This is a genomic window from Pseudomonas orientalis, from assembly GCF_001439815.1.
GTDB lineage: Bacteria > Pseudomonadota > Gammaproteobacteria > Pseudomonadales > Pseudomonadaceae > Aquipseudomonas > Aquipseudomonas orientalis.
This window is the reverse complement of record NZ_JYLM01000002.1, coordinates 789,890-811,715: the sequence shown is the minus strand read 5'-3', so window position 1 is coordinate 811,715 and position 21,826 is coordinate 789,890. Positions and strand designations below refer to the sequence as shown.

The window sequence follows — 21,826 nt, the reverse complement described above, 5'->3', positions numbered from 1 at the left end:
CGATGGCGGCCTGACAGCCGACCAGAATGCTGGTTTGGACCGAGTACATATCCATTGCTGCGGTAACGGCCACTTAGGGTTACGCCCTTACGGCGTGTCACTTTTGGAAGGACCCAAAAGTAACCAAAAGGTCCTCGCCCCAACACTCGGCACCTCGCTTAGGCTCGGTGTGCCCGTAATCCGACGTTGATTTGGGGGGCCGCCGCCACGCGCCATCCATGGCGCGGGGCGGCTAAACCGGCATCCCTGCCGGTTTACCCCCCAAATCAATGTCGAATTCCGGCCAGCGTGTTTGACGGGGCGATTCAAGATCAAGATAAAAAGCGCGGCGGCCTTAGAGCCGACCGGTATGCGACGTCAAACTTGCTCCAAATGTGGGAGGGGGCTTGCCCCCGATGAGGGAGTGTCGGTTGAAACAGCTGTGACTGACACACCGCCATCGGGGGCAAGCCCCCTCCCACATGTTGATCTCCATACATCAGGTAGACCTCAGTCTGTTCCGGCGCTGGCTCTGGCGTTCGTCTGACGGGACCGCAGGCTTGCGGTACTATGGCAGCCCATGTTTTCTGGAAGTTGCCTGGATGAGTAAACCCGGTCAATTGGTGCTGGTTGCACTGCGCAAGATGATCGCCAGCGGCGAGTTGGCGGCGGGCGAACGCCTGATGGAAATTCCCACGGCGCAGTTGTTCGGCGTGTCGCGCATGCCCGTACGCATGGCGTTTCGTACCCTGGAGCAGGAAGGGCTGCTGGTGCCGTTCGGCGGGCGCGGGTATCAGGTGCGTTCGGTCAGCCCCAGCGACATCGCCGGCGCGGTCGAAGTGCGGGGTGTGCTCGAAGGCCTGGCGGCGCGCCAGACCGCCGAGCGCGGCTTGTCCGACGAGGCGCGCAGAGCACTGGAGCGCTGTCTGGTCGAAGGCGATCAACTGTTCGACAAGGGTTACGTGACCGAGGACGACCTCGAGGTCTATCACGACCTGAACATGCGTTTTCATCAGGTGATTGTCGAAGGCAGCCACAACCCGGCGATTGCCGACGCGCTGGCGCGCAACGACCACCTGCCGTTCGCCTCGGTGACGGCGCTGGCGGTGGACCGCGAGGACATGGCCCGCGAATACCGCCGCTTCAACTATGCCCACATGCAGCACCATTCGGTGTTCGACGCCCTGGTCAATCGCCAGGGCGCGCGGGCCGAAGCCATCATGCGCGAACACGCCAACGCGACCTTGCGCTATGCCGAGATCTTCAGCTCGGCCACCGCCGACGCGCGCATGAAGGTGATCTTGCCCGCGTCGTGACAGGGTTCAGATATCGAGCACCAGCAGCGGGGTTTTCGCGCGCGAGCAGCAGGGCGTGAACTGGTCGTTCAAGGCTTGCTCCTGCTCGGTGAGGAACAGGTCGCGGTGCTCCGGCGTGCCTTCCAGCACCCGTGTCAGGCAGGTGCCACAAATCCCTTGTTCGCACGACACGGCAATCTCGATGCCGTGGCTTTCCAGGACCTGCACCACCGTCTGGTCGGCCGGTATCTCGAAGACCTGACCACTGCTGGCCACCTTCACCGAAAACCGCCCGTCCAGGCTGCTGTCCACCGGCGCCGCTGAGAAGTACTCGCGGTGCAGGCAGTCTTCCCGCCAGCCCTGGGCCCGTGCGCTGTCGAGCACATGCTGCATGAAGCCGCCGGGGCCGCAGACGTACAGGTGCGCGTCGTCCGCCGGTGCCGCCAGCACCTGCGCGGCATTCAGCGCCGTGTCGGGCTGCTCGTCGAAATGCAGGAATACCCGCTCGGCAAACGGCGACGTCTTCAGGCGCTGCACAAACGCAGCGCGTTCATGGGCACGGGCGCAGTAATGCAATTCGAAGTCGGCACCCAGATGGGCCAGGCGCTCGGCCATGCACAGGATCGGGGTGATGCCGATGCCACCGGCAAACAACAGGCTGCGCCGGGCTTCGTGGGCCAGGGGGAACAGGTTGCGTGGTTCGCTGATGGTCAGGCGGGCACCTTCGTGCACCTGTTCGTGCAGACTGCGTGAACCGCCTCGCGAGGCCGGGTCGTTGAGCACGCCGATCAGGTAGCGATGACGTTCCTCGGGGTGATTGCACAGCGAATACTGCCGGATCAGCCCGTCCGGCAGGTGCACATCAATGTGCGCCCCGGCACTGAACGGCGGCAGCGGCGCGCCATCGACACGGGCCAGCTCATAGCTGCAAATGTCCAGCGCCTCGACGCGCCGCGATGCCACCACCACCTCAATCATGTCGGCTCTCCGGCGCGTTCCCGGGCGATCAATCGCTCCAGGACCTTGCGCGACTGTACGCCGCCGGCATCGATATTCAGCTTGAGCAGGTTGCGTGTCGGGTGGGCGAGCAGGTTCTGCTGCTGGCGTTCGAGCATCTCCAGATCTTCGCTGAAAATCTTGCCCTGGCCTTCGCGAATGCTGGCGGTCAACGCCTCATCGTGCGGGTTGAAGTTGCGCGCCATGCCCCAGAAGTACCAGATCGAGGTGTCGGTCTGCGGGGTGATGAAGTCGACCACGATACTGGCCGCCTTGTGCTCGGGCGCGGCGTGGTAACCGCCCTTGCCGGCATGGGCCACGCCGACCTCGATCAGCACGTGGCTGGGCGGGGTAAAGCGACAGATCTGCCAGCGGTCCACCGGCACATCGTCGGCCAGGTTATTGCCGCGCAGCGCCATGCGCCAGAACGGCGGCGCCATGATGTTTTCCATGTGCCGCGCGGTGACCACTTCGTCGCCTTCCACCGTAGTGACGGGCGGCGCCTCGTCAATCTCCTTCTGGCCGATGCTGGACGCATGCACGTAGGTTTCGTGGGTCAGGTCCATCAGGTTATCGATCATCAGGCGGTAATCGCACCGGATGTCAAACAACCCACCGCCATAGGCCCACTCATCACTCACCGCCCATTCCAGGTGATGGATCAGCGCTGGGTCGGCCTGGGCCTGATCACCCGGCCACACCCAGATGAAGCCGTAACGCTCAACCGCTGCGAAGGTCTTGTTGCAGGGAAAACCGCGTACCCGCTGGCCAGGCATCTCGACCGTCTTGCCATCGCAGCCCATGACCAGGCCGTGGTAGCCGCACACCAGGTTGCCGTTCTCGACATAGCCCAGCGACAACGGCGCGCCGCGATGAGGGCAGAAATCCTCGACAGCGACCACCGCGCCTTCGAGGCCGCGGTAGAACACCATTTTTTCACCACAGATCTGCCGACCCAGCGGCTTGTGCGCGATTTCGTCGGGGGTGCAGGCGACATACCAAGTGTTTTTGGGATACATGGCGACTCTCCAGGCAATGGATTATTTTTATTTGTTGGATCCATTAGATTGGAGGGGTAGGGGGTAGTCAAGCTTTGAAAGGGGTTTTAATGGGCGATTATCGAACGATCTACTTAATAGTGGATCCATTGAAGGTATCCAGGTGGGAGGGGGCTTGCCCCCGATAGCAGTGGTTCAATCAATACATACAGTGACTGACACACCGCTATCGGGAGCAAGCCCCCTCCCACATTTTGATCTCCTGCATCAGCCAGATACTTGTCAGTAACGAATCATCACCGATTTCAACTCGGTGTAATCCTCAATAAACGCACCGCCAAACTCCCGACCCACGCCCGAGGACTTGCTTCCCCCAAACGGCACCGCCGGGTCCAGCAAGGTATGCATATTCACCCACACCGTGCCCGCTTCAATGGCCGGCACCATGCGTAGCGCCTTGCCCAGATCGTTGGTCCAGAGGCTGGCGCTCAAGCCATAAGGCGTGTTGTTCATCAACGCCAGCAGCTCCTCTTCAGTGTCATACGGCAAGAACGTAGCAATCGGGCCGAAGGTCTCTTCGTTGAGCAACGTATCGTCGACCCCGTTGGCCAGGATGATCGTCGGTTCAACGTAGCAACCCGGCCGGTCAATCAGCCTGCCGCCGTGCACAATGCGGTTGTTTTGCGCGCGTGCCCTGTCAAAGAACGCGCCCAGTTTGAGTTGGTGCTGGCGGTTGGCGACCGGGCCGAACTCGGTACGCTCATCCAGCGGCGAGCCGATGTTCAGCGCGCTCAAGCGTTGCGCCAGCGTGTCCATGACCGCCTCGATCTGCGAGCGATGCACAAAGAAGCGCTCGGCAGCCGCGCAGATCTGCCCCGAGTGCAAAAAGCCCGCTTCGATGATGCCGCTGACCGCCTTGTCCAGGTCCACGTCGGGCAGGAAACCCGCCGAGTTCTTCCCGCCCAGTTCAAGGGTCGCGCGAGTCAACCCGGCGCCCATGGCGCTCTGGCCCACGGCGACGCCGGTCGGCACCGAGCCGGTAAACGACACTTTGTTGGTGCCGGGGTGTTCGACCAGCCCTTTGCCCACCAGGCCGGTGCCGGTCAGTACGTTGAGCGCACCTGGCGGCAGGCCGGCTTCCATCGCCAGTTCGGCGATGCGCAGGATGGTCAGCGGCGTGAACTCACTGGGCTTGATGATGATGCTGCAGCCGGTCACCAGTGCCGAGGCGAGTTTCCAGATAGCGATCATGGTCGAGAAATTCCACGGCACGATCCCCACCACCACCCCGACCGGCTCGCGCAGGGTGAAGGCGGTGTAGCGTTCACCGGCGAAGGAGGGCAGTGACGGCGTGATGGTCTGCCCGGTGATCTTGCTGGCCCAGCCGGCGTAGTAACGCAAGAAATGCGCGGCCTGGTCGACTTCGAAGGCCCGGGAAATCTGGATGATCTTGCCCGACTGGCAGGTCTCGATCTGCGCCAGTTCTTCGCGGTGCTGCTCCAGCAGGTCGGCCAGTTTGAACAGCACAGTGCCGCGTGTCGCGGGGGCGACCTGGGACCAGTGTTTGAAACCACGGCGCGCGGAGGCCACGGCTGCGTCGATATCGGCCGGGTCGGCGTCGGCGACCTCGGCGATGACCTGGCCGGTGGCCGGGTTGGTCACCTCCAGCGTCTGGCCGGAGTGACTCTGGACGTAGCCACCGTCGATAAACAACGCATGTTGTCGACGCAGAAAGGCTTCGACGTGAGGCAGCAGTGGAATATCGCTCATGGGGTTTTCCTGGTCGTGAACAACGAAAACCCCGAGGTTAAACCACCGGTGCATGCCCGGCTTGACTGTGCCTGCCGTGCGCTATGTCTGTGGCTGCCAGGCCTGTGAAAAGTGCAATCCGGACTCTGGAACGTGCATTTTATACCCGCCGGGCGCACCCCATACTGGCCCTGCATCCGGCGCCCCGCCTCAATTCCTGCGGTTGCCCGGACATCCAATAATAAGCAGGGCCATCCATGAAAAAGCCAAACCCGCTCCTCGAAGATCTCAAGTCCCTCCTGCCGGCCATCGCGGCCAATGCCTTCCAGGCCGAGCAGGATCGCCAGGTGCCCGCCGAGAATATAGCGCTGCTCAAAGGCATCGGCCTGCACCGTGCGTTCCAGCCCAAGGCGTTCGGTGGCATGGAGTTGTCGCTGCCACAGTTTGCCGACTGCATCGCCGCGCTCGCCGGGGCCTGCGCCAGCACGGCCTGGGCCATGAGCCTGTTGTGCACCCACAGTCATCAACTGGCGCTGTTCTCGGCCACCCTGCAGCAGGAAGTCTGGGGCACAGACCCGGACGCCACGGCCAGCAGCAGCATCGCCCCCTTCGGGCGTACCGAAGAGGCCGAGGGCGGCGTGCTGTTCAGCGGTGAGATGGGCTGGAGCAGCGGCTGTGACCATGCCGAATGGGCCATTGTCGGTTTCCGCCGGCCGAATGCCGAGGGCACTCAGGATTATTGCTTCGCGGTGCTGCCGCGCAGTGACTATCAGATCCACGACGACTGGTTTGCCGCCGGCATGAAAGGCAGCGGCACCAAGACCCTGATCATCGACAAGGCCTGGGTGCCGGAGCATCGCATCCAAAAGGCCAAGGACATGATGGAGGGCAAATCCGCAGGCTTCGGCTTGTACCCCGACAGCAAGGTGTTCTATTCGCCGTACCGTCCGTATTTTGCCAGCGGTTTTTCTACCGTGAGCCTGGGTGTCGCCGAACGCATGCTTGAGGTGTTCCGTGAAAAGACCAGGACCCGCGTGCGGGCCTACACCGGCGCAGCGGTCGGTGCGGCCACGCCGGCGTTGATGCGCTTGGCCGAGTCGACGCATCAGGTCGGCGCCGCTCGCGCGTTTCTTGAAAAGACCTGGGCCGAGCATGCCGAGCACAGTGAGCGGCAGCGCTACCCCAGCCGCGAAACCCTGGCGTTCTGGCGCACCAACCAGGCGTACGCGACCAAGATGTGCATCCAGGCGGTGGATCGCCTGTTCGAAGCCGCGGGCGGCAATGCCTGGTTCGAACACAACGAGATGCAGCGCCTGTTCCGCGACTCGCACATGACCGGCGCCCATGCCTACACCGACTACGACGTGTGCGCGCAGATCCTCGGCCGCGAACTGATGGGCCTGGAACCCGACCCGAGCATGATCTGAACCCGTATTTGATAACAACAATCAGGGTTGCGCCTGACGCAGCCCGGGAGTCTTGCATGTCTGAATCGACCTTCGACCCACGCGCCTTTCGCCGCGCCCTGGGCAATTTTGCCACCGGCGTGACCGTGGTCACCGCCGCCGACGCTTCCGGGCGCAAGGTGGGTGTCACCGCCAACAGCTTCAACTCGGTGTCCCTCGATCCGCCTTTGGTGCTGTGGAGCCTCGACAAACGTTCCAACAGTCATGAGGTGTTCAAGCAGGCCAGCCATTTTGCGGTCAACGTGCTGGCGGCTGACCAGATCGACCTGTCGAACAATTTTGCCCGGCCCAGGGATGATCGCTTCGCCGAGATCGAATACCAGCCAGGCGAGGGCGGAGCGCCGGTGTTCGCCGATTGTTCGGCGCGGTTTCACTGCGAGAACTTCCAGCAGGTTGACGGTGGCGATCACTGGATCATGATCGGCAAGGTGGTGGCTTTCGATGACTTCGGCCGCGCGCCGCTGCTCTATCATCAGGGCGCCTACTCGATGGTGCTGCCCCACACGCGCATGACCAAGCGTGACGACAGCCAGCCGCCGAGCAGCCATTTCCAGGGGCGCTTGAGCCATAACCTGTACTACCTGATGACCCAGGCGGTGCGTGCCTACCAATCCAGCTACCAACCCCGGCAATTGTCCACCGGCCTGCGCACCAACGAGGCACGCATGTTGATGGTGCTGGAGAACGACGCCCGGCTGAGCACCCATGACCTGTTGCGCGAAGTAGCCATGCCGGTGCGGGAAATCGACGAAGCCGTGGCCAACCTCAAGCGCAAGGGGTTGGTGAGCGACGATGCCGATGGCGTGCGGTTGACCACTGCCGGTATCGAACAGACCGAAGCCCTTTGGGCGATCGCCGGTGAACAGCAAGAAAAGGTGTTCGCGCCATTCAGTCAAGCCCAGATCGAAACGTTCAAGACGGTACTCAAGCACTTGATCAGCCGCTGCTGAGCTTAAAAAAAACGAGGCCTTAACGGCTAATGCCAGTCAGTTAAGGCTTTTTGTAGGAGCGAGCTTGCTCGCGAAAAACTTACAGGCACCGCGTTCATCCAGGAAGCACGCGTTATCGTTGACGTTTTTCGCGAGCAAGCTCGCTCCTACAGAGGGCCACGTACGCTTAACTGACAGGCATTAGGCCTTAACGGCCTCGTTTTTTTCATCACGTTCAGTGCGCTTCGGCCAACCGGTCGATCCAGCCTCGTTGAAAGGTCACCAGCGCTTCGTTCGGTTGTTGCAGTTGCACAAAATCGAGCATCGGGTCGATGACCTCGGTTCTGACGCCCGCCAGTTCCTCAACGGTGGCCAGCCCGCAAAAAGGCACATACGCCTCGGAATACCCACCTTCATGCACCAGCACGAGACGGCCCTGACACAGCTGTTCGGCAGCCTTGCGCACGCTGCGGGTCATTTGCCGGAACGAATCACTGTGCAACAGCATCCGTGCCAAGGGGTCAACGGCGTTGGCGTCGTAACCGCAGGCGACAATGATCAACTCCGGCTCGAAACGTTCCAATGCCGGGATCACGATGCGCTCCATTGCATAGAGGTAAGCCTCATGACCGCTGCCGGGCGGCAACGGAATATTGATGTTTGCGCCTGATCCCGCGTTGCGGCCACGGTCCGTTTCGCCGCTGTAACCTGGGGGGAAACAGCCGTCTTGATGAAGTGAAATGGTCAGCACGTCATCCCGCTCCTCGAAGATCGATTGCGTGCCGTTGCCATGGTGCACGTCCCAGTCGATCACCGCGACTTTGCCCAGGCCACTGCGCGCTTTTGCGGCTTCGATGGCGATGGCGATATTGGCCAGGAAGCAGAAGCCCATGGCGCTGTCGGCAAGGCAATGGTGGCCCGGCGGACGCGACAGGGAATAGGCATTGTCAACCTCGCCGGACAGCACGGCGTCCACCGCGGCCATGGCCAGGCCGGCGGAGAGCCTGGCAATCTCATAACTGCCGGGGCCGATGGGCGCATTCGGTCCCAATTCACCGCCGCCCGCATCGCTCATGGCCTTGAAACGTTGCAGATAGCCAGGTGTGTGCACACGCAGCAGATCCTCCTGCGTTGCTGAGGGGGCGCTGCGCACCTGCAAATGACGGGTCAGCCCGGACACATCCAGCAGACTCTTGAACCGGCGTTTGGTTTCTGGCGATTCGGCGTGACCTGCGGCGGCGGGCGGCTGCACCCACCCCCCCACGGGCAGGGTCAAGGCATGCAGCCCGGCACTGTGCCAGAGGCTGAGTTCGTCGTAGAAGAATGCACTGATTCGGCTCATCGTCTTTCCATTTTTTCCAGGGTAAAAAGGCCATTCAGGCGGTTGGGCGGCTGCTCAGCATCAACGTCAGGGACAGCAGAGTGATGCACGCGCCGCCCACCAGCAGTGATTGAAAACCGCCGCTGGCTTCGATCAGCCGGCCAGCAACGGTCGGGCCGATGGCCAGGCCACCGCCAATCACCAGGTTGGAGGTGTTCATCAACTTTCCGGAGCGGTCCAGGTCGGCCAGGCAGGCCAGGATCAGCGGCAGGATGAAGGTCCAGGTGAACTTGAACAGCAGCGCCGCCACCGCAAAGCGTTGCAGGTCCGGCTGGTTGCGTAGCAACAGCACCGAGCCCGCCATCAAGGCGTAACCCAGCAGCAACAACAGCAAGCGCGGCAGGCGATCGCCTATCAGCGAGGCGCAGCCGGCTCCGACAATGCCGATCACCGTGGCGAGCGCCAGCACCTCGCCGCTCGATTGCGCGCAGATACCGGCTGCGGTGCCGATGGAGCCGATAAAGGTCCACACACCGCTCAGGCTGATGTAGAAGCTCAGGATGCCAAGGATGCCCAGTGCAGCCTTCCATTTCGATGCGAGGGCAACGTGTTCGGCCGTCGTTTCAGACGGTGGGCTGCCCTGTGGGAAGTAACGCGCCAGCGGCAGGAAAGCGCACATCAATACGGCAAGGATCAAGTAGCAGGCTGACAGCCCGTAGTGTTCGAACAGGCGGGGCAGGATGCTCAAGCCGATCGCTCCGACCACCAGTTGGCCCATGACCCACAAGCCATAGACGCGGCCCGGGTTGGGCGTTGACGCAGCGCTGGACAGACAGATAATCATCAATGAGCCTCCGGCCAGCGCGCTGCAGAAGCGCAAGGCCAGAAGCACCCCATAGTCGTGGGCAAGCATCGATAGCAGATTGGCTGCAATAAACACGACGCCCGCCGCCAATGCGGCGCGGCGCCAGTCGACGCGTTTGAGCCACCAGAGCGCTGGCAGCGTGGCCAGGCTCATGGCGCCGAGTTCGGTCGAGAACAGGTCGCCGATTTGTGACGGGCTCAACTGCCATTGTGTCGCCAGTTGTGCCGCCACGGCCGGTGCGGTCATGAGGATGGTTGGGGTGATGGCGGCGAACAGCACAATGGCTGCCAGCAATGCCAATTGCGATGTAGCCAGCGAGCGGTGATTGCTCAGCGGTTTGGTCTGGGTGTTCATGGTTAAACTCCAATCAAGGGATGTCAGAACACATGGACCAGACGCAACAGTGCGTCAGTGCCGTGGTAGCCGTTATCGGTGGCGACGTTCTGCGAAAGGCTGAACATCACCTGGTTCTTTTTATCGAGCCAATGACCGACTTCGAAGCCAACCTGGGTGTAGCGCTTGTGGGTGTCGTCGATACGCTGGTCATTGATCCGTAGCTCGCCGCCGTCGGCGTGGATCAGCCGCAGTGCGCCATAGGTGGCGGGTGTGAAGTCGTAGGAGGCGAAGGCTTGCAGGCGATACAGCGGATCCTGTTTCAATTCGCCGCCAAAGTAGTCGTCGTTCTTGCCGTAGAGCTGGGCTTCGAGGTTGGCTTCCAGCACCCATTTTTCGCCGATGCCCTGGGTGTAGTTGTAAATGAACGTCGCCCCCCAGCGATTGGCACCGGGCGACACATCAGGATTCTGGCTGTGGTACTCGCCTACCGGCAGGGTGATCAGGGTCAGCAACCCGCTGTAGGTGCGCGCGGCGGGGTCGTTGATCAGGAACACCGTGCCGCCGACCTGAGGATCGCCAAAACCGATTTCGCCTGTCTGTTTGCTCGCACCGGGTAGACGCGCGTTGATGTCGGCGAAGGGAATGATGAACTGTGGCGTACAGAGGGTGCCGCAGATGTCGGTGAAAAATACCTGGCGATAGGCGACAGCGTTAACCTTGAGATCGGCCTTGCCGGTGCTGTCAGCCGTGCCGTGAAAATCGCTGGAGCGGCTTGCCGGCAGATAGACCAGGCCCAGGTTGGTGCCAGGCGGCGCGGCAAGAAAATCCCGGGCGTTGAGGTCCGCGGCGCTGGCCTGCAGGCTCGACAGACCACCGATGAAGGCCAACGTAGCATTGCGGGTGAGGGGTCTGGTCATGAACATTGCATCTCTTATTTGAGTGGTTGTGTGGCGAAGGGATCGCCCGTTATTGGCAGAGGAAAAAGGCAAAGGCGCCCCTTGGCGGTCAAAAGGACAGCCAAAACAGTTGCGCGAATCAGCGGAACGGATCAGTCAGGTGGGGCGTGCAGCAGATGGGCAATTCGGGCCTTGTCCTTGACCCCGAGCTTGCTGTAGATGGCGCGGATGTGATGACGCACGGTATTGGGTGACATGCCCAATTCCCGGGCGACTTCCTTGTAAGTCTTGCCTTCGCCGAACCCTTGGGCCACGGCGTTTTCCCGTGGGCTCAGTTGCATCAGCACCGTGCGGCTGCGGGCGGCCAGCAGGAACAGATCGCCGACCGTCGAGGCTTCGATCTGCAAATGCCTGCCTTCGTACCCATCGGCCTCGATCGCTATCGGCAGGCACGGGCCGGCCCAGTCCGGCCACTCGCTCAACAGCAAGTCCACGAAGCCACGTTCGGCGCAGTGCAGGGTGCCGTGCTGATCGCACACGGCGAGGGCAAGATTGCGTGGGTGAGTCAGGGCCTCGCGCATGGCCACCAGAGTGCGGATCTGATTGGCTGATACTGCCGCTACCAGATGACGCATGAGCTGGGTCAACAGCAGGCAATCCTGTTCGATGAAGCGCGGGGCATCGGGTGCGCGATACAACGTGAGGTGATCGCTCAGATGGGTTTGTGGGTCGATATACACCACGCACAGCAACTCGCCGATGCCATAGGATTCGCCAAGCCAGTTGAGGCCGGAGCCGCTGGCGGGGCTGCGCATGTCGACGATGATCGCTTGACCGGGCGCACCATGGACCCGGTCGATGGTCACATCGACATGGCGGATTGACTGCCAGTCGCGCAGGTAGCTGCTGGGCAGTTTATAGAGGTATGAACTGTGCTCTTCCGGCAACCCGTCAATCAACGCCGCGCGTCCCCACCATGCGCTGTCGAAGGGCAGCAGCTCGCCGATGCAGCGCAACGCTGCTTCGTGGAAATGCTCGATATTCTTGTCCTGCGCCAAGCGCTGAAGCTCCAGTGTCATTGCGCTGAATGCCTCGAGAAGGCGGGCTTGACCATGATCATGACGGCTCATTCGTAAGTACCTCTGTGCGACATTCTTATTGTTTTCGTCACGCAGTCATTAAGGGCCGGAACGTGTTTGGACGTGGGCAGGGCCTGGAGTGAGTATCGGCGCGTTCAAGGCGGATCACCATCCTACAGATGCATGAGGGCGCCTGGCGCCGGGTTGTCTGCGCATGGCAGCCAGGCACAAAGGGGACTGCAGGCTCGTACAAGCAATCACGGGTGGTTTGCGATCGGCCGCGGATCAGGCCGTCCAGCGAGCAGCCGATGAGCAGGCCCTGGAAGCACTGCGCCAACAGCTGCAACAAGCCCGGCAGCGTGAGGGCGAGCTGGACGTCGAGCTGCAGCAGGGCAGGCGGCTCTGCGACTTGCATCGGCAGGAAACGCAGATCTGGGAACTGTTGCTGTGCACCATAACCGAAGGGTGCTGGGACATTACCGTGGTGAATGGTGACGTGCAGGACCCCCGCAGCCAGATGCGCATTTTCAATCAGTTCCGCCTGCTGCTGGGGTATATCAGATCCAGACGATGTTGCATCAGCACAGGCAATAAAACGCTGCAGGCGCTGCGCCGGGCAGCGCCTGAAAGGGGTCAGAAAGGTACGGCCACGGTCAACTGACTGTAGAGGTTGGTGCCGTTGCCACCCACTTGGTTGCCACCGGTGTCGGCGTCCTTTTTCGGTTGGTAGATGCCCACCAATGGGCTGATGATCAGGTGGCTGTTGACCGCCCATTCGGCATACAGGTCCAGTTCGCGGGCGTCCAGGTTCAGCGCATCGTGTTTGCGCAAGGTGTTGAAGTCGAAGTACAGCGCGCCAATTGTCAGGTTTTCCAGGGGAGTGGCCTTGAGTCCTACATGCTGGATGCCGGTGTTGCTGTTGAACGGGCCGGCGTAGTTGGACGCCACTTCACCCTGGAACCAGGTGCCGTAGCCGGTGCTGAGCCCGGTGAACAACGGGTCCCATTTTTGCGAGTAGCGGGTGTAGCGATAGGTCAGTTTTGGCGCCCAGCTGACATCGGCGAAGGTGTAGCCGGCTTCGCCGTACCAGGCTTTTTCGGGGCCGGCATCCTTGTCCTGCCAGGCGTATTCGAAGGCGAAGCTGGCGTTCTCGATGCCCGCGCTGCCTTCGCCGCGCAGGCTGTAGGTGTTCATGCCGTCGCGCTGTTTCTGAAAGTCGCTGGCCCATTGGTCGGTGACCCCGATGCCGTGCACCCAGGTCAACCCCAGGGTTCCGGCGGCGGCCGTGTAGTCGAGGGTGCCCGCCGCCAGCTCGGTTTCGGCCTGGGCGCGGTTATCCGACTTGAGCCACAGCACCGAACCATGCAGGCCGTCCTGGCCGCCCAGGCGCAGCACGGCGGTACGGTCGAAGGCGTGACGCGCGGCGAGGTAGTAGGCACCCCCGCGATTCAATGCGCCGTCAGCCGGGCCCTTGCCCAGGTTGGGGCCGTCGTCGTTGATCAAGAAACCGCGGCCCAGCTTGACCACTTGGCGGCCGACGGAGAAATCCACCCCGTCCTTGCCCAGTGCCGGGAACAGCTCGGCCGAGCGCCAGCCCAGGTAGGCGTCTTCGATTTTCGTGGTGCGTTCCGAACCGTCGGTGTTGCCGGCGGCGTCGCCATCGCCCCAGGTGCCGGAGCTGACCCAATTGAGCGCGCCATAACCGGTGCCGTAACCGGCCAGGCCCTGATCGCCGCTGACCCCATATTTAATGAAACCTTCGCGCCAGGATGAACCGCCCGGCGTGCCATCGTAGTTGTGGCGGCTGTTGAACATCCCGTAGACCGCCAGGAAATCGGCGTTGAGGTGGGTGTCTTCGTCGGCGTACAGCGCATAGGCCTGGGCCGACGGGTGGGTGATCAAGAGCGCGATGCCCAGGCCGACAGCCTTGGACAGCGTGCGGGTGTTCGGTGTGTGCTCCATTGTTATAGTCCCCAGCATGGTTAGGTCGAGCGCGCATTAGGATGGCTGGGCGCAGGGGAAGTCTTTTACCAGCGTGCCAGGTAATTGATCCTGCCCGCCAAGCCCTTTGCCTTGGCAGACAGCAACAAAGGTGACGGCAGACATGGGCAAGACGCTCGGTGTGTTGGAGGCGCACAGTGATTTTCGCTCGAGGCCGTTTCGATCAGGGACTGGCCGGGGAGGGCTTCAACGCCAGCACCTTGTACGGCTCGATGCATCCATTAAGAAATCCGCTTTCGAGGATCCGCACCATGTCGATCAATGACCGGCTCACGCAGCATCTGAAACGAGGCAGCGTCGGCTTTCCGACCGCGCTGGCCAGCACCATCGGCCTGATCATGGCCAGCCCGGTGATTCTCACCGCGACCATGGGCTTCGGCATCGGCGGCAGCGCTTTCGCGGTGGCCATGCTGATTGCGGTGGTGATGATGCTGGCGCAAGCGACCACCTTCGCCGAGGCCGCCTCGATCCTGCCGACTACCGGCTCGGTCTACGACTACATCAATTGCGGCATGGGCCGGTTTTTTGCGATCACCGGGACGTTGTCGGCGTACCTGATCGTGCACGTGTTTGCCGGTACCGCCGAAACCATCCTGGCCGGGGTGATGGCGTTGGTGAATTTCGAGCACCTCAATACGCTGGCCGAATCCGCCGGAGGCTCCTGGTTGCTGGGAGTCGGGTTCATCGTGGTGTTCGGTATTCTCAACGCCTTTGGCGTCAGCGCCTTTGGCCGGGCGGAGATCGTGCTGACCTTCGGCATGTGGACCACGCTGATGGTCTTTGGCGTGATGGGCCTGATCGCGGCACCGGCGGTGCAGTTGGATGGCTGGTTCGGGGTGTCGCTGGTGGGCACCGACCTGATCACGATTTTGTCGCTGGTCGGCATGGCAATGTTCATGTTTGTCGGCTGCGAGTTCGTCACACCGCTGGCGCCGGATTTGCGCAACTCGGCCAAGACCATGCCCAAGGCCATGATCCTGGGCTTGCTGGGCGTGGCCACGTGCATGTTCATCTACGGCGCCGCGATGAAGCGTCAAGTGGAAAACGTGCTGCTGGATGCCGCCAGCGGTGTGCATTTGCTCGACACGCCCATGGCGATCCCCAAGTTTGCCGCGCAGGTCATGGGGGATGTCGGCCCGATGTGGCTGGGTATCGGTTTTCTGTTCGCCGGGGCGGCCACCATCAACACACTGATGGCAGGTGTTCCGAGGATTCTCTACGGCATGGCCGTGGATGGTGCGCTGCCCAAGGTCTTCACCTACCTGCACCCGCGTTTCAAGACGCCGCTGCTGTGCATCCTGGTGGCGATGTTGATTCCGTGCCTGCATGCCCTGTGGTTGGGCGGCAACGCCGATAACATCCTGCACCTGGTGCTCGCGGCTGTCTGTGCGTGGAGTTTTTCCTATCTGCTGGTGACGCTGTCCGTGGTGATCCTGCGCATTCGCCGCCCGGATCTGCCACGAGCCTATCGCTCGCCGTTCTTCCCGTTGCCACAAATACTCTCCAGCATCGGCATCTTGCTGGGCATGTGGTTCATTACTCCACCCGGGATGAACCCTGCCGACATTTACGTGCCGTTCGGGATCATGCTCGCGCTCACGGCGACCTACGCGCTGTTCTGGACGCTGGTGGTACAGAAGGTCAATCCATTCAAGCCGGCGCGGGTAGAAGACGTGCTGGCCAAGGAGTTCTCCCATGAGCTTGGCAACCACCCTCACAGCACGCCTTTCGAGCACGCTGCAAACGTTGTCTGAGTTGTTCAGTGCCAGCCGTGCCCCGGCCGGCTATCGGCCCGGAGTGACGCTCGAGTACCTGCGGCGCAACCTCGGCCTGGCGAGTTTCAGCGCCACGGGCGCGGCCAGCGCCGGGTTTTACCTGGACGATGCCGACGTGCACGTGATCGTTGTCGAGCGCACCGAATCGCAGTTGCTGATGCACCTGGTCATGACCGAATTCATGCTCCAGGTGCCTGCCCTGGAGCAGGGCGGTGCGCGCCTGGACCTGCACCACAGCGGGTCGATCCGGCGCACGGGCCTGGGGTGTCGCCAGCGCACTGGCGAAGCGGGCCTGCGCGCCAGGCTCATGGCCGCTGTGGAGGGTGATCAGGCCTTGCACCAGGCGCTGATGGTGCTGGACTTCAAGCGCTTGCGCATCGACCTGGACGGGCAGCACTGGCAGGTGCGGCTCGAGCACATGGGCGGCAGTGAAGTGGTCAACCGCATGCCGGCGTTTCGTCGCTACATCGCCCTGAGCCCCGCCCAGCGAGCAGCCTTGTTCATGGTACTGGCGGGCTTGCAGCGGGTGTTGGGCGGGTTGTGATCGGTTGGCATCATTACTGCTTCTACAGTGGGTATGACGTGCTTGTTGCGCCTATATAGATAACATGTTAACTATTGGCCGACAAAAACAAGAAGCCACTGTGGAGTTGCCATGAGCACCTATCAATCTGCGCACCCTGGATTGGAAACCTGGACTCGGGATTTGCGCGCCGCCTGCGGCCATTTCGACACGGAACTGGCGTTCAACCGCTCACTGTTCATCGGTGAGGTGTCCAAGCTCGAGCGGGGCGGCCTGTCATTGGCCAGCCTGCGCACCAACGCCGGGCTGATCAAGCGCGAACGCCCGAACGCCGATCACGATATGGACCAGCATTGTTTCCTCGTCAGCCAACGCAGCGGTTATTGCCAGATCACCCAGAACGGCCAGGTTGTGCAACTGGCGCCCGGCGACATGTTGCTGATGGACTCCACCGGTTCGATCGAGATCAGCCCGTTTGGCCTGATCGAGCATGCATCCCTGTCGCTCTCACGCAACGAAGTGTGCAAGCAGCTGGGCGGCGCTTCGAAAACCTTCGGCAAGATTTCTTCGAGCAAGGCCTGTGGCCGCATGCTCCATGTGCTGATGGACCAACTGTGCAGGGAGGGGCTGGGCGACCAGGATTCGAATGAGCAGGCGCATGCCCTGCAAGCGGCATTTGTATCCTTGCTCGGTTCTGCCTTTGAAGTGCATGACGCGCCCGGTGAGGGCATCGCCTCCCTGCAGGGCAGCAGCCTGCGCAGCTATGTGCAGAAAGTCATCGACCAGTCCCTGACCCAGCCCGGCCTGAGCCCCGTGGGCCTGGCCAGCCGTTTGAACATTTCGGTGCGGCACCTGTACCGTTTGTTCGAGGAGCAGGACGACAGCGTTTGCCGCTACATCCAGCGTGCGCGGCTCAAGCGCAGCGCGGATGATTTGACCAACCCGTTTCTCAAGAGCGAGTCGATCACCTCGATTGCCTACAAGTGGGGCTTCACCGACTCGGCCCATTTCAGCCGCTCGTTCAAGAAGCAATTCGAGCTGTCGCCCAAGGAATTTCGTTCTACCCACCTGCAACAGGCGGCGGGTGCGGCGTAGGTGACCCAGCGCTCCCTGAAACCGCTCAGCCTGTCGGCCAGTAACATTTGCGCCGTCGCGGTCGAACATTTCGCCGATCACGGCTACGACGCCTCATCGCTCAACGAGATCGCGGTCGGGGCGGGCATGCGCAAGGCGTCGTTGTATGCGCATTTTGTCAGCAAGAAGGCGTTGTTTCTGACGGTGTTCGAGATTGCCCTGGCGAATGAGCATCGCTGCATTGAACGCTGCTTCAAGGACGAGGCGGGGCACGCTGGCATACCGGGGCAGTTGCACCTTGAGCGGTTGAGCGCACGCTATGAAGCGTCGGCGCACCTGCGCTTTCTGCTGCGCACGGCGTACTTTCCGCCGGCGGATATCCGCAGCGTCATTACCACGGGCTTCGAGGGTTACCTGGCGCGCATTCGCCATGACTTCCAGAGGGCCGCGCAAGCTCGGTATACGGCTGTACACCCTGAGGCGCTGGAGGTGTATTACGACGCGTACCTGGGCATTGTCGACAGCCTGCATGTGGAGCTGATCTATTCGACGCGGCAAGGGTACGTAAAACGGCTTGCGGCGTTGACGCGGGTGTTGGGGGATTCGCTGGCGCTGCTCCCGACCGATGGAGATCAAACTGTGGGAGGGGGCTTGCTCCCATGACGGACTGATAGCCGACGCATATCTGGCTGATGGTCCGCGATCCAAATGTGGGAGGGGGCTTGCCCCCGATGGCGGCCTGACAGCTGACCAGAATGTTGGATCGGATCGGGTACATATCCGTTGTTACCCCCCAAATCAATGTCGAATTCCGGCCAGCGTGTTTGACGGGGCGCCTGAGATCAAGATCAAAAGCCAGAGCCAGAGCCAGAGCAACAGTAAGCCGGTTGTGTCGATACCTATGCTCATAAGGAGCAAGTCGAATCGTCACACCGCCGCCCCCCGCAGTTGATTCGGGTTATGCCCCCCAGACCTCACTTCACCTCTGGCAACGTCGAGCCGCCATCCACAATGATGGTCTGCCCGGTGATGTAAGCCGCCAGGTCCGACGCCAGAAACAGCATGGCCCCGGCAATATCCTCCGGCGCGCCGAGCCGGCCCAGTGGCACGCGGTTGGCAATGTCGGCGTTGACCTGGGCATCGCCCAGGTTGCCCATGGCCGGCGTGGCAATCATTCCCGGTTCTACACCGTTGACCCTTACCCGGTCGCCGGCCAGTTCCAGCGCGGCACTGCGGATGAACCCGTTGACTCCTGCCTTTGACGCCGCGTAATGGCTGAGTCCCGGATAAGCGACCCGTGGCCCGGTGACCGAGGAGGTGACCAGCACACAGCCGCCACCTTGACGCTGAAACATCGGCAACGCGGCCTGGGTCAGCCAGAACAGCGCGCAGAGGTTGACTGCCAGCGTGCGCTCCAGCACGGCGGGGGTGATCTGCTCGAATGCAGTCAGCGGGAAATAACCGGCGTTGTGCACCAGGATATCCAGGCGCCCCCAGTCTCGTTCGATGCCCTTGATCCCGTCGAATACCGCCGCCGCATCGGCCAGATCGAGCTCGATGGCTTCGACCTGGCACCCACGTCCCGCCAATTCGTCGGCCAACGCCTGGGCCTGCGGCCGGCGCAGGTCAACGATCATCACGCGCGCGCCACGCAGCGCAAACGCTTCGACGATGGCTCGGCCGATGCCTTGCGCGCCGCCGGTGACCAGCACGCTTTTGCCGCTGAAATCGAGGTCTTCAGACATGGGGCTGCTCCATATGGGCATAGGCCAGGGTCGGCACATCGACGATGCTCGAACCGCCGTCGGCGACCAGGCTGGCGCCGGTGATGATCGAGGCGTCGGGGCTGGCGAGGAAACGGCATACCTTGGCGATTTCTTCGGCGCTGGCGGGGCGTCGCAACGGTACGTCGGCGCACACGCGGGCATAGGCTTGGCGCAGCGTATCGCCGTGGAAACTCATCAACGGCTGCATTTCCTCGTCGGCCATCGGCGTAGTGACCCAGCCCGGGCACACCGTGTTCACTCGCACGCCGCGTGGCCCATAGTCGCGCGCCAGTGAACGATTGAGCCCGAGCAGCGCATGCTTGGCGGTGGTGTAGCCGCACACTTCGGGCCCGGCGGCGAGCGATGCGATGGAGCCCAGCAGCACGATGCAGCCGGCGCTCTCGATCAGCAGCGGCAGGCAGGCGCGGGCGCTGTAGAACGCGCTGTCCAGGTTGCTGCGCAACGCCGCCGCCCAGGTGGCCGGGCTGGTTTGGCTGGCGCTGCCCACGCCATGCCCGCCGGCACAGGCCAACAGCACATCGAGTCGGCCGTAGCGCGCACGAATCTGCGCAATGAAGCCCTCCCAGGTGTCCGGGTTGGCTGCGTCGCCGACCAGCACCAGGCCACCGGTCTCTGCGCCTTCCTGTTCCAGCGGCTCGCGACGCCGGCCGATCAGCACCAGGTTGGCGCCCTCGGCGGCGTACAGCCGCGCGCAGGCGGCACCGATGCCGGTGCCGGCACCGGTGATGACCACGGTACGTGGATCAGGCATCGGGATACTCCGTGCGGTTGAGGACCTGGCAGTAGGAGCTGACCGGAAAGTTCGACAGCGCATCGAAGGACGCACCGGCATAACCGAAGATCTTGCCGTCGCTGCGGTGCTGTTGCAGGTCGATCAGCACCAGGCCGAGGGTCGGGATGATTTTTTCGCGCCAGACGAACAGGTACAACTGGTCGGCAATCTTGTAGTAGTGGCAGCGATCGGTGTCGCACAGGCCTTGTTCGACACCCTTGAGGCACTGCCAGGAATAGAACTGATCGTTCAGGTAGATGTGCTCGTAGACTTCGCTGGGGCTGTAGCGATACAGGTTGCGCAACCCGGTCAGCTCCTGGGTCGGCGCGTGGGGGCAATGGCCGGCCTGCCAGGGTTGATTCAGGCTGCCCTGCAGGAACTGCACTTCAACCGAGGTCAGCGCCTTGCCGGCCAGGGCGCGGCTATAAAGGCCTTGTTCGGTATGTTCGCGGCTCGGCATGCTGCCGATCACGGCGGTGAACGACGACGTGGCGGTATCCAGCACCAGGCTGATCGACCAGGCTTGCCCGGCTTCGTGCTTGATGAAGTCGACCAGGTACAGGCCCGGACGCACCGACGTGGCGCGGTATGCAGCTGAACCACTCGAGTGGCCGTCGGCCGCGTTCCAGTGCAGCGTGGCGGCGTCGAAACGGTGCTCGATCTGCCAGCCGTTGGCGAAGTACAGCGTGAAGGTCTTGCCGTTGAGGTCGGCCAGGTTGGGCAGGATGAACGCTTCAGGCGCGAAACCGTCGGCGAGGGCGCCAACGGTGATCCAGTCGGATGGGGTGGTCATTGCAGGGCTCCAAGGGTTGAGTTGACAACCCGGAGCATGCGGCGGGGAAGGGCGCGCGCCTATCAACCGAATGGTTGACCCCGCTTAAAGAAACAGCGCGGCCACCAGCTCGGTACGGCTGCTGACGCCTGCCTTGCGGAACAGATGAATCAGGTGGGTTTTGACCGTAGGCAAGCCGACGTCAAGCTCCAGGGCCAGTTGTTTATTGCTCGCGCCTTGGCGCAGTAACCAGGCAATCTGGCGCTCCCTGGGCGTAAACCCGGCCAACGCGTCGTCAGCGGGCTGCATATTGGCCACGGCCATTTGCAGCAACGCCTGCAAGGCATTCAGTTGCGCCAATTGGTCGGGGGTGAACACCCCTTGTTCAGCGGTGCGCAGTAACGAGATGGCGGCCTGGGGCTGGGCGGCGCGATGGGCGACGATCTCCACCACATCGACCACCCCGTAGCGCGCCAGGAAGTCGCGATAGCGGCGGCTGTCACGCAGTGGCTGCCTGGCCATGGCCAGCCCCAACGGCACCACGGCCAGCCCGGTGGACAGGCAATTGCGCGGCTGCAAGGGGTCGAATTGGCGGTAGTTGTCCAGGTAGTCGCGGTGCATCTCACCGCTCATGCCCTGCAGCCTGAAATCACGGGCTTGCAGCTGGCGGTCAACACAATAGAACGCCGCCAGGCTGGCGGGTACGAGACGGGTGAAAGCCTGCAGGCAATGGCCGGCGACTTCCTGAGCGGGGATGGCGTGCATGGTCGGTTACCTGCGCCGGGAAAAAACGCTGCCGGCCCAAACCGGCAGCCAGGAGCGATCAGACTACCGCAAAATAGTGCTTCACGAAGCTGTCGCTGACCACCTCCCACAGCACCGGTGTGCCTTTGGTCACGAACCAGCTGTCGCCGGTCTTGTAGCGGGTGCTCTGGCCGTTGCTTTCGTCGGTCAGGATCACTTCGCCGGTGACCACGGTAGCCTGTTCGGCGAACGGGTAGACCATGCGGAATTTGCCCTGGGTGGTGCCGAAATAGGCGCTGCTGACCGCGTCGGTGGGGGCGCCATAGGTCATCTTGCCGAAGGCCTTGACCTCGCCTTCGAGGATCTCGGAGCCGAGGTCGGCAACGGTGCCCCAGGCGTCGAGGTCCGACAGTTGGATATCTTTGTTGAGCGTTGTGACGGGCATGGCGGTGCTCCTGTGATGAATAGA

General features: G+C 62.3%; 21 protein-coding genes. 8 read left to right on the top strand and 13 right to left on the bottom strand.

Annotated features, from left to right (window positions below; genetic code table 11):
* Positions 1–581 precede the first annotated feature (581 nt).
* Positions 582–1,295: a GntR family transcriptional regulator gene (locus TU82_RS07940; RefSeq protein WP_057722556.1), complete on the top strand. Its 714-nt coding sequence runs from the start codon at positions 582–584 to the stop codon at positions 1,293–1,295.
* A 6-nt stretch (positions 1,296–1,301) separates the two neighbouring features.
* Here the strand turns inward: TU82_RS07940 and TU82_RS07935 are convergent, their stop codons facing one another.
* The 3 genes from TU82_RS07935 to TU82_RS07925 form a co-directional block, all read right to left on the bottom strand.
* Positions 1,302–2,252 carry a PDR/VanB family oxidoreductase gene (locus TU82_RS07935; protein ID WP_057722555.1) on the bottom strand — a complete coding sequence of 317 codons (951 nt, stop codon included), beginning with the start codon at positions 2,250–2,252 and terminating at the stop codon, positions 1,302–1,304.
* Positions 2,249–3,289, bottom strand: coding sequence for an aromatic ring-hydroxylating oxygenase subunit alpha (locus TU82_RS07930; RefSeq protein WP_057722554.1), 1,041 nt, complete (start codon positions 3,287–3,289; stop codon positions 2,249–2,251). The genes TU82_RS07935 and TU82_RS07930 overlap by 4 nt, the downstream gene beginning before the upstream one ends.
* Positions 3,290–3,550: 261 nt before the next feature.
* On the bottom strand, positions 3,551–5,038 hold the full coding sequence (locus TU82_RS07925; RefSeq protein WP_057722553.1) for an aldehyde dehydrogenase family protein: 1,488 nt from the start codon (positions 5,036–5,038) through the stop codon (positions 3,551–3,553).
* A gap of 236 nt (positions 5,039–5,274) precedes the next feature.
* Here TU82_RS07925 and TU82_RS07920 point away from each other — a divergent pair, with 236 nt between their 5' ends.
* Together TU82_RS07920 and TU82_RS07915 are read left to right on the top strand one after the other, a co-directional pair.
* Positions 5,275–6,444, top strand: a complete 1,170-nt coding sequence (locus tag TU82_RS07920) for a p-hydroxyphenylacetate 3-hydroxylase oxygenase component (protein WP_057722552.1) — start codon at positions 5,275–5,277, stop codon at positions 6,442–6,444.
* A gap of 56 nt (positions 6,445–6,500) precedes the next feature.
* On the top strand, positions 6,501–7,433 hold the full coding sequence (locus TU82_RS07915; protein ID WP_057722551.1) for a p-hydroxyphenylacetate 3-hydroxylase reductase component: 933 nt from the start codon (positions 6,501–6,503) through the stop codon (positions 7,431–7,433).
* A gap of 214 nt (positions 7,434–7,647) precedes the next feature.
* Here the strand turns inward: TU82_RS07915 and TU82_RS07910 are convergent, their stop codons facing one another.
* The 4 genes from TU82_RS07910 to TU82_RS07895 form a co-directional block, all read right to left on the bottom strand.
* On the bottom strand, positions 7,648–8,754 hold the full coding sequence (locus TU82_RS07910; RefSeq protein ID WP_057722550.1) for a class II histone deacetylase: 1,107 nt from the start codon (positions 8,752–8,754) through the stop codon (positions 7,648–7,650).
* Between the two features lie 34 nt (positions 8,755–8,788).
* Positions 8,789–9,952, bottom strand: coding sequence for an MFS transporter (locus TU82_RS07905; RefSeq protein ID WP_057722549.1), 1,164 nt, complete (start codon positions 9,950–9,952; stop codon positions 8,789–8,791).
* A 23-nt stretch (positions 9,953–9,975) separates the two neighbouring features.
* Positions 9,976–10,851, bottom strand: coding sequence for a transporter (locus TU82_RS07900; protein WP_057722662.1), 876 nt, complete (start codon positions 10,849–10,851; stop codon positions 9,976–9,978).
* A 131-nt stretch (positions 10,852–10,982) separates the two neighbouring features.
* The gene (locus tag TU82_RS07895; protein ID WP_057722548.1) at positions 10,983–11,960 is read right to left on the bottom strand and encodes a helix-turn-helix transcriptional regulator; all 978 of its coding nucleotides are present in this window, start codon (positions 11,958–11,960) and stop codon (positions 10,983–10,985) included.
* Between the two features lie 163 nt (positions 11,961–12,123).
* On the opposite strand from TU82_RS07895, the gene TU82_RS28995 reads away from it, so the two are divergent.
* Positions 12,124–12,570 carry a hypothetical protein gene (locus TU82_RS28995; RefSeq protein ID WP_057722547.1) on the top strand — a complete coding sequence of 149 codons (447 nt, stop codon included), beginning with the start codon at positions 12,124–12,126 and terminating at the stop codon, positions 12,568–12,570.
* Here TU82_RS28995 and TU82_RS07885 read toward each other — a convergent pair.
* Complete coding sequence (locus tag TU82_RS07885; RefSeq protein ID WP_057722546.1) at positions 12,543–13,871, bottom strand: alginate export family protein; 1,329 nt, start codon at positions 13,869–13,871, stop codon at positions 12,543–12,545. The genes TU82_RS28995 and TU82_RS07885 overlap by 28 nt on opposite strands.
* A 290-nt stretch (positions 13,872–14,161) precedes the next feature.
* Here TU82_RS07885 and TU82_RS07880 point away from each other — a divergent pair, with 290 nt between their 5' ends.
* The 4 genes from TU82_RS07880 to TU82_RS07865 all read left to right on the top strand — a co-directional run bounded on the left by TU82_RS07880 (position 14,162) and on the right by TU82_RS07865 (position 17,945).
* On the top strand, positions 14,162–15,664 hold the full coding sequence (locus TU82_RS07880; protein ID WP_057722545.1) for an APC family permease: 1,503 nt from the start codon (positions 14,162–14,164) through the stop codon (positions 15,662–15,664).
* Positions 15,606–16,229: a DUF3156 family protein gene (locus TU82_RS07875; protein WP_057722544.1), complete on the top strand. Its 624-nt coding sequence runs from the start codon at positions 15,606–15,608 to the stop codon at positions 16,227–16,229. The genes TU82_RS07880 and TU82_RS07875 overlap by 59 nt, the downstream gene beginning before the upstream one ends.
* Positions 16,230–16,340: 111 nt before the next feature.
* Positions 16,341–17,303, top strand: coding sequence for a transcriptional regulator FeaR (feaR, locus tag TU82_RS07870; RefSeq protein WP_057722543.1), 963 nt, complete (start codon positions 16,341–16,343; stop codon positions 17,301–17,303).
* A gap of 15 nt (positions 17,304–17,318) precedes the next feature.
* Positions 17,319–17,945 (top strand): TetR/AcrR family transcriptional regulator, encoded by a 627-nt coding sequence (locus tag TU82_RS07865; RefSeq protein ID WP_057722660.1) that lies wholly within the window; start codon positions 17,319–17,321, stop codon positions 17,943–17,945.
* A gap of 311 nt (positions 17,946–18,256) precedes the next feature.
* Here the strand turns inward: TU82_RS07865 and TU82_RS07860 are convergent, their stop codons facing one another.
* The 5 genes from TU82_RS07860 to TU82_RS07840 form a co-directional block, all read right to left on the bottom strand.
* Positions 18,257–19,027: an SDR family oxidoreductase gene (locus tag TU82_RS07860; RefSeq protein WP_057722542.1), complete on the bottom strand. Its 771-nt coding sequence runs from the start codon at positions 19,025–19,027 to the stop codon at positions 18,257–18,259.
* Positions 19,020–19,820: an SDR family NAD(P)-dependent oxidoreductase gene (locus tag TU82_RS07855; RefSeq protein ID WP_057722541.1), complete on the bottom strand. Its 801-nt coding sequence runs from the start codon at positions 19,818–19,820 to the stop codon at positions 19,020–19,022. The genes TU82_RS07860 and TU82_RS07855 overlap by 8 nt, the downstream gene beginning before the upstream one ends.
* A complete protein-coding gene (locus tag TU82_RS07850; protein ID WP_057722540.1) occupies positions 19,813–20,634 on the bottom strand; it encodes a molybdenum cofactor biosynthesis F family protein in 822 nt (273 codons plus the stop codon). Before TU82_RS07850 ends, TU82_RS07855 begins: the two co-directional genes overlap by 8 nt.
* A gap of 84 nt (positions 20,635–20,718) precedes the next feature.
* Complete coding sequence (locus TU82_RS07845) at positions 20,719–21,378, bottom strand: helix-turn-helix transcriptional regulator (RefSeq protein WP_057722539.1); 660 nt, start codon at positions 21,376–21,378, stop codon at positions 20,719–20,721.
* Positions 21,379–21,436: 58 nt separating this feature from the next.
* A complete protein-coding gene (locus tag TU82_RS07840) occupies positions 21,437–21,802 on the bottom strand; it encodes a cupin domain-containing protein (protein WP_057722538.1) in 366 nt (121 codons plus the stop codon).
* Between the last annotated feature and the right edge of the window lie 24 nt (positions 21,803–21,826).

Bases quoted from the DNA above. Each gene is read 5' to 3' on its own strand.
- TU82_RS07940 (WP_057722556.1), top strand. From the start codon at position 582: ATGAGTAAACCCGGTCAATTGGTGCTGGTTGCACTGCGCAAGATGATC.
- TU82_RS07935 (WP_057722555.1), bottom strand. From the start codon at position 2,252: ATGATTGAGGTGGTGGTGGCATCGCGGCGCGTCGAGGCGCTGGACATT.
- TU82_RS07930 (WP_057722554.1), bottom strand. From the start codon at position 3,289: ATGTATCCCAAAAACACTTGGTATGTCGCCTGCACCCCCGACGAAATC.
- TU82_RS07925 (WP_057722553.1), bottom strand. From the start codon at position 5,038: ATGAGCGATATTCCACTGCTGCCTCACGTCGAAGCCTTTCTGCGTCGA.
- TU82_RS07920 (WP_057722552.1), top strand. From the start codon at position 5,275: ATGAAAAAGCCAAACCCGCTCCTCGAAGATCTCAAGTCCCTCCTGCCG.
- TU82_RS07915 (WP_057722551.1), top strand. From the start codon at position 6,501: ATGTCTGAATCGACCTTCGACCCACGCGCCTTTCGCCGCGCCCTGGGC.
- TU82_RS07910 (WP_057722550.1), bottom strand. From the start codon at position 8,754: ATGAGCCGAATCAGTGCATTCTTCTACGACGAACTCAGCCTCTGGCAC.
- TU82_RS07905 (WP_057722549.1), bottom strand. From the start codon at position 9,952: ATGAACACCCAGACCAAACCGCTGAGCAATCACCGCTCGCTGGCTACA.
- TU82_RS07900 (WP_057722662.1), bottom strand. From the start codon at position 10,851: ATGACCAGACCCCTCACCCGCAATGCTACGTTGGCCTTCATCGGTGGT.
- TU82_RS07895 (WP_057722548.1), bottom strand. From the start codon at position 11,960: ATGAGCCGTCATGATCATGGTCAAGCCCGCCTTCTCGAGGCATTCAGC.
- TU82_RS28995 (WP_057722547.1), top strand. From the start codon at position 12,124: ATGGCAGCCAGGCACAAAGGGGACTGCAGGCTCGTACAAGCAATCACG.
- TU82_RS07885 (WP_057722546.1), bottom strand. From the start codon at position 13,871: ATGGAGCACACACCGAACACCCGCACGCTGTCCAAGGCTGTCGGCCTG.
- TU82_RS07880 (WP_057722545.1), top strand. From the start codon at position 14,162: ATGTCGATCAATGACCGGCTCACGCAGCATCTGAAACGAGGCAGCGTC.
- TU82_RS07875 (WP_057722544.1), top strand. From the start codon at position 15,606: ATGAGCTTGGCAACCACCCTCACAGCACGCCTTTCGAGCACGCTGCAA.
- feaR (WP_057722543.1), top strand. From the start codon at position 16,341: ATGAGCACCTATCAATCTGCGCACCCTGGATTGGAAACCTGGACTCGG.
- TU82_RS07860 (WP_057722542.1), bottom strand. From the start codon at position 19,027: ATGTCTGAAGACCTCGATTTCAGCGGCAAAAGCGTGCTGGTCACCGGC.
- TU82_RS07855 (WP_057722541.1), bottom strand. From the start codon at position 19,820: ATGCCTGATCCACGTACCGTGGTCATCACCGGTGCCGGCACCGGCATC.
- TU82_RS07850 (WP_057722540.1), bottom strand. From the start codon at position 20,634: ATGACCACCCCATCCGACTGGATCACCGTTGGCGCCCTCGCCGACGGT.
- TU82_RS07845 (WP_057722539.1), bottom strand. From the start codon at position 21,378: ATGCACGCCATCCCCGCTCAGGAAGTCGCCGGCCATTGCCTGCAGGCT.
- TU82_RS07840 (WP_057722538.1), bottom strand. From the start codon at position 21,802: ATGCCCGTCACAACGCTCAACAAAGATATCCAACTGTCGGACCTCGAC.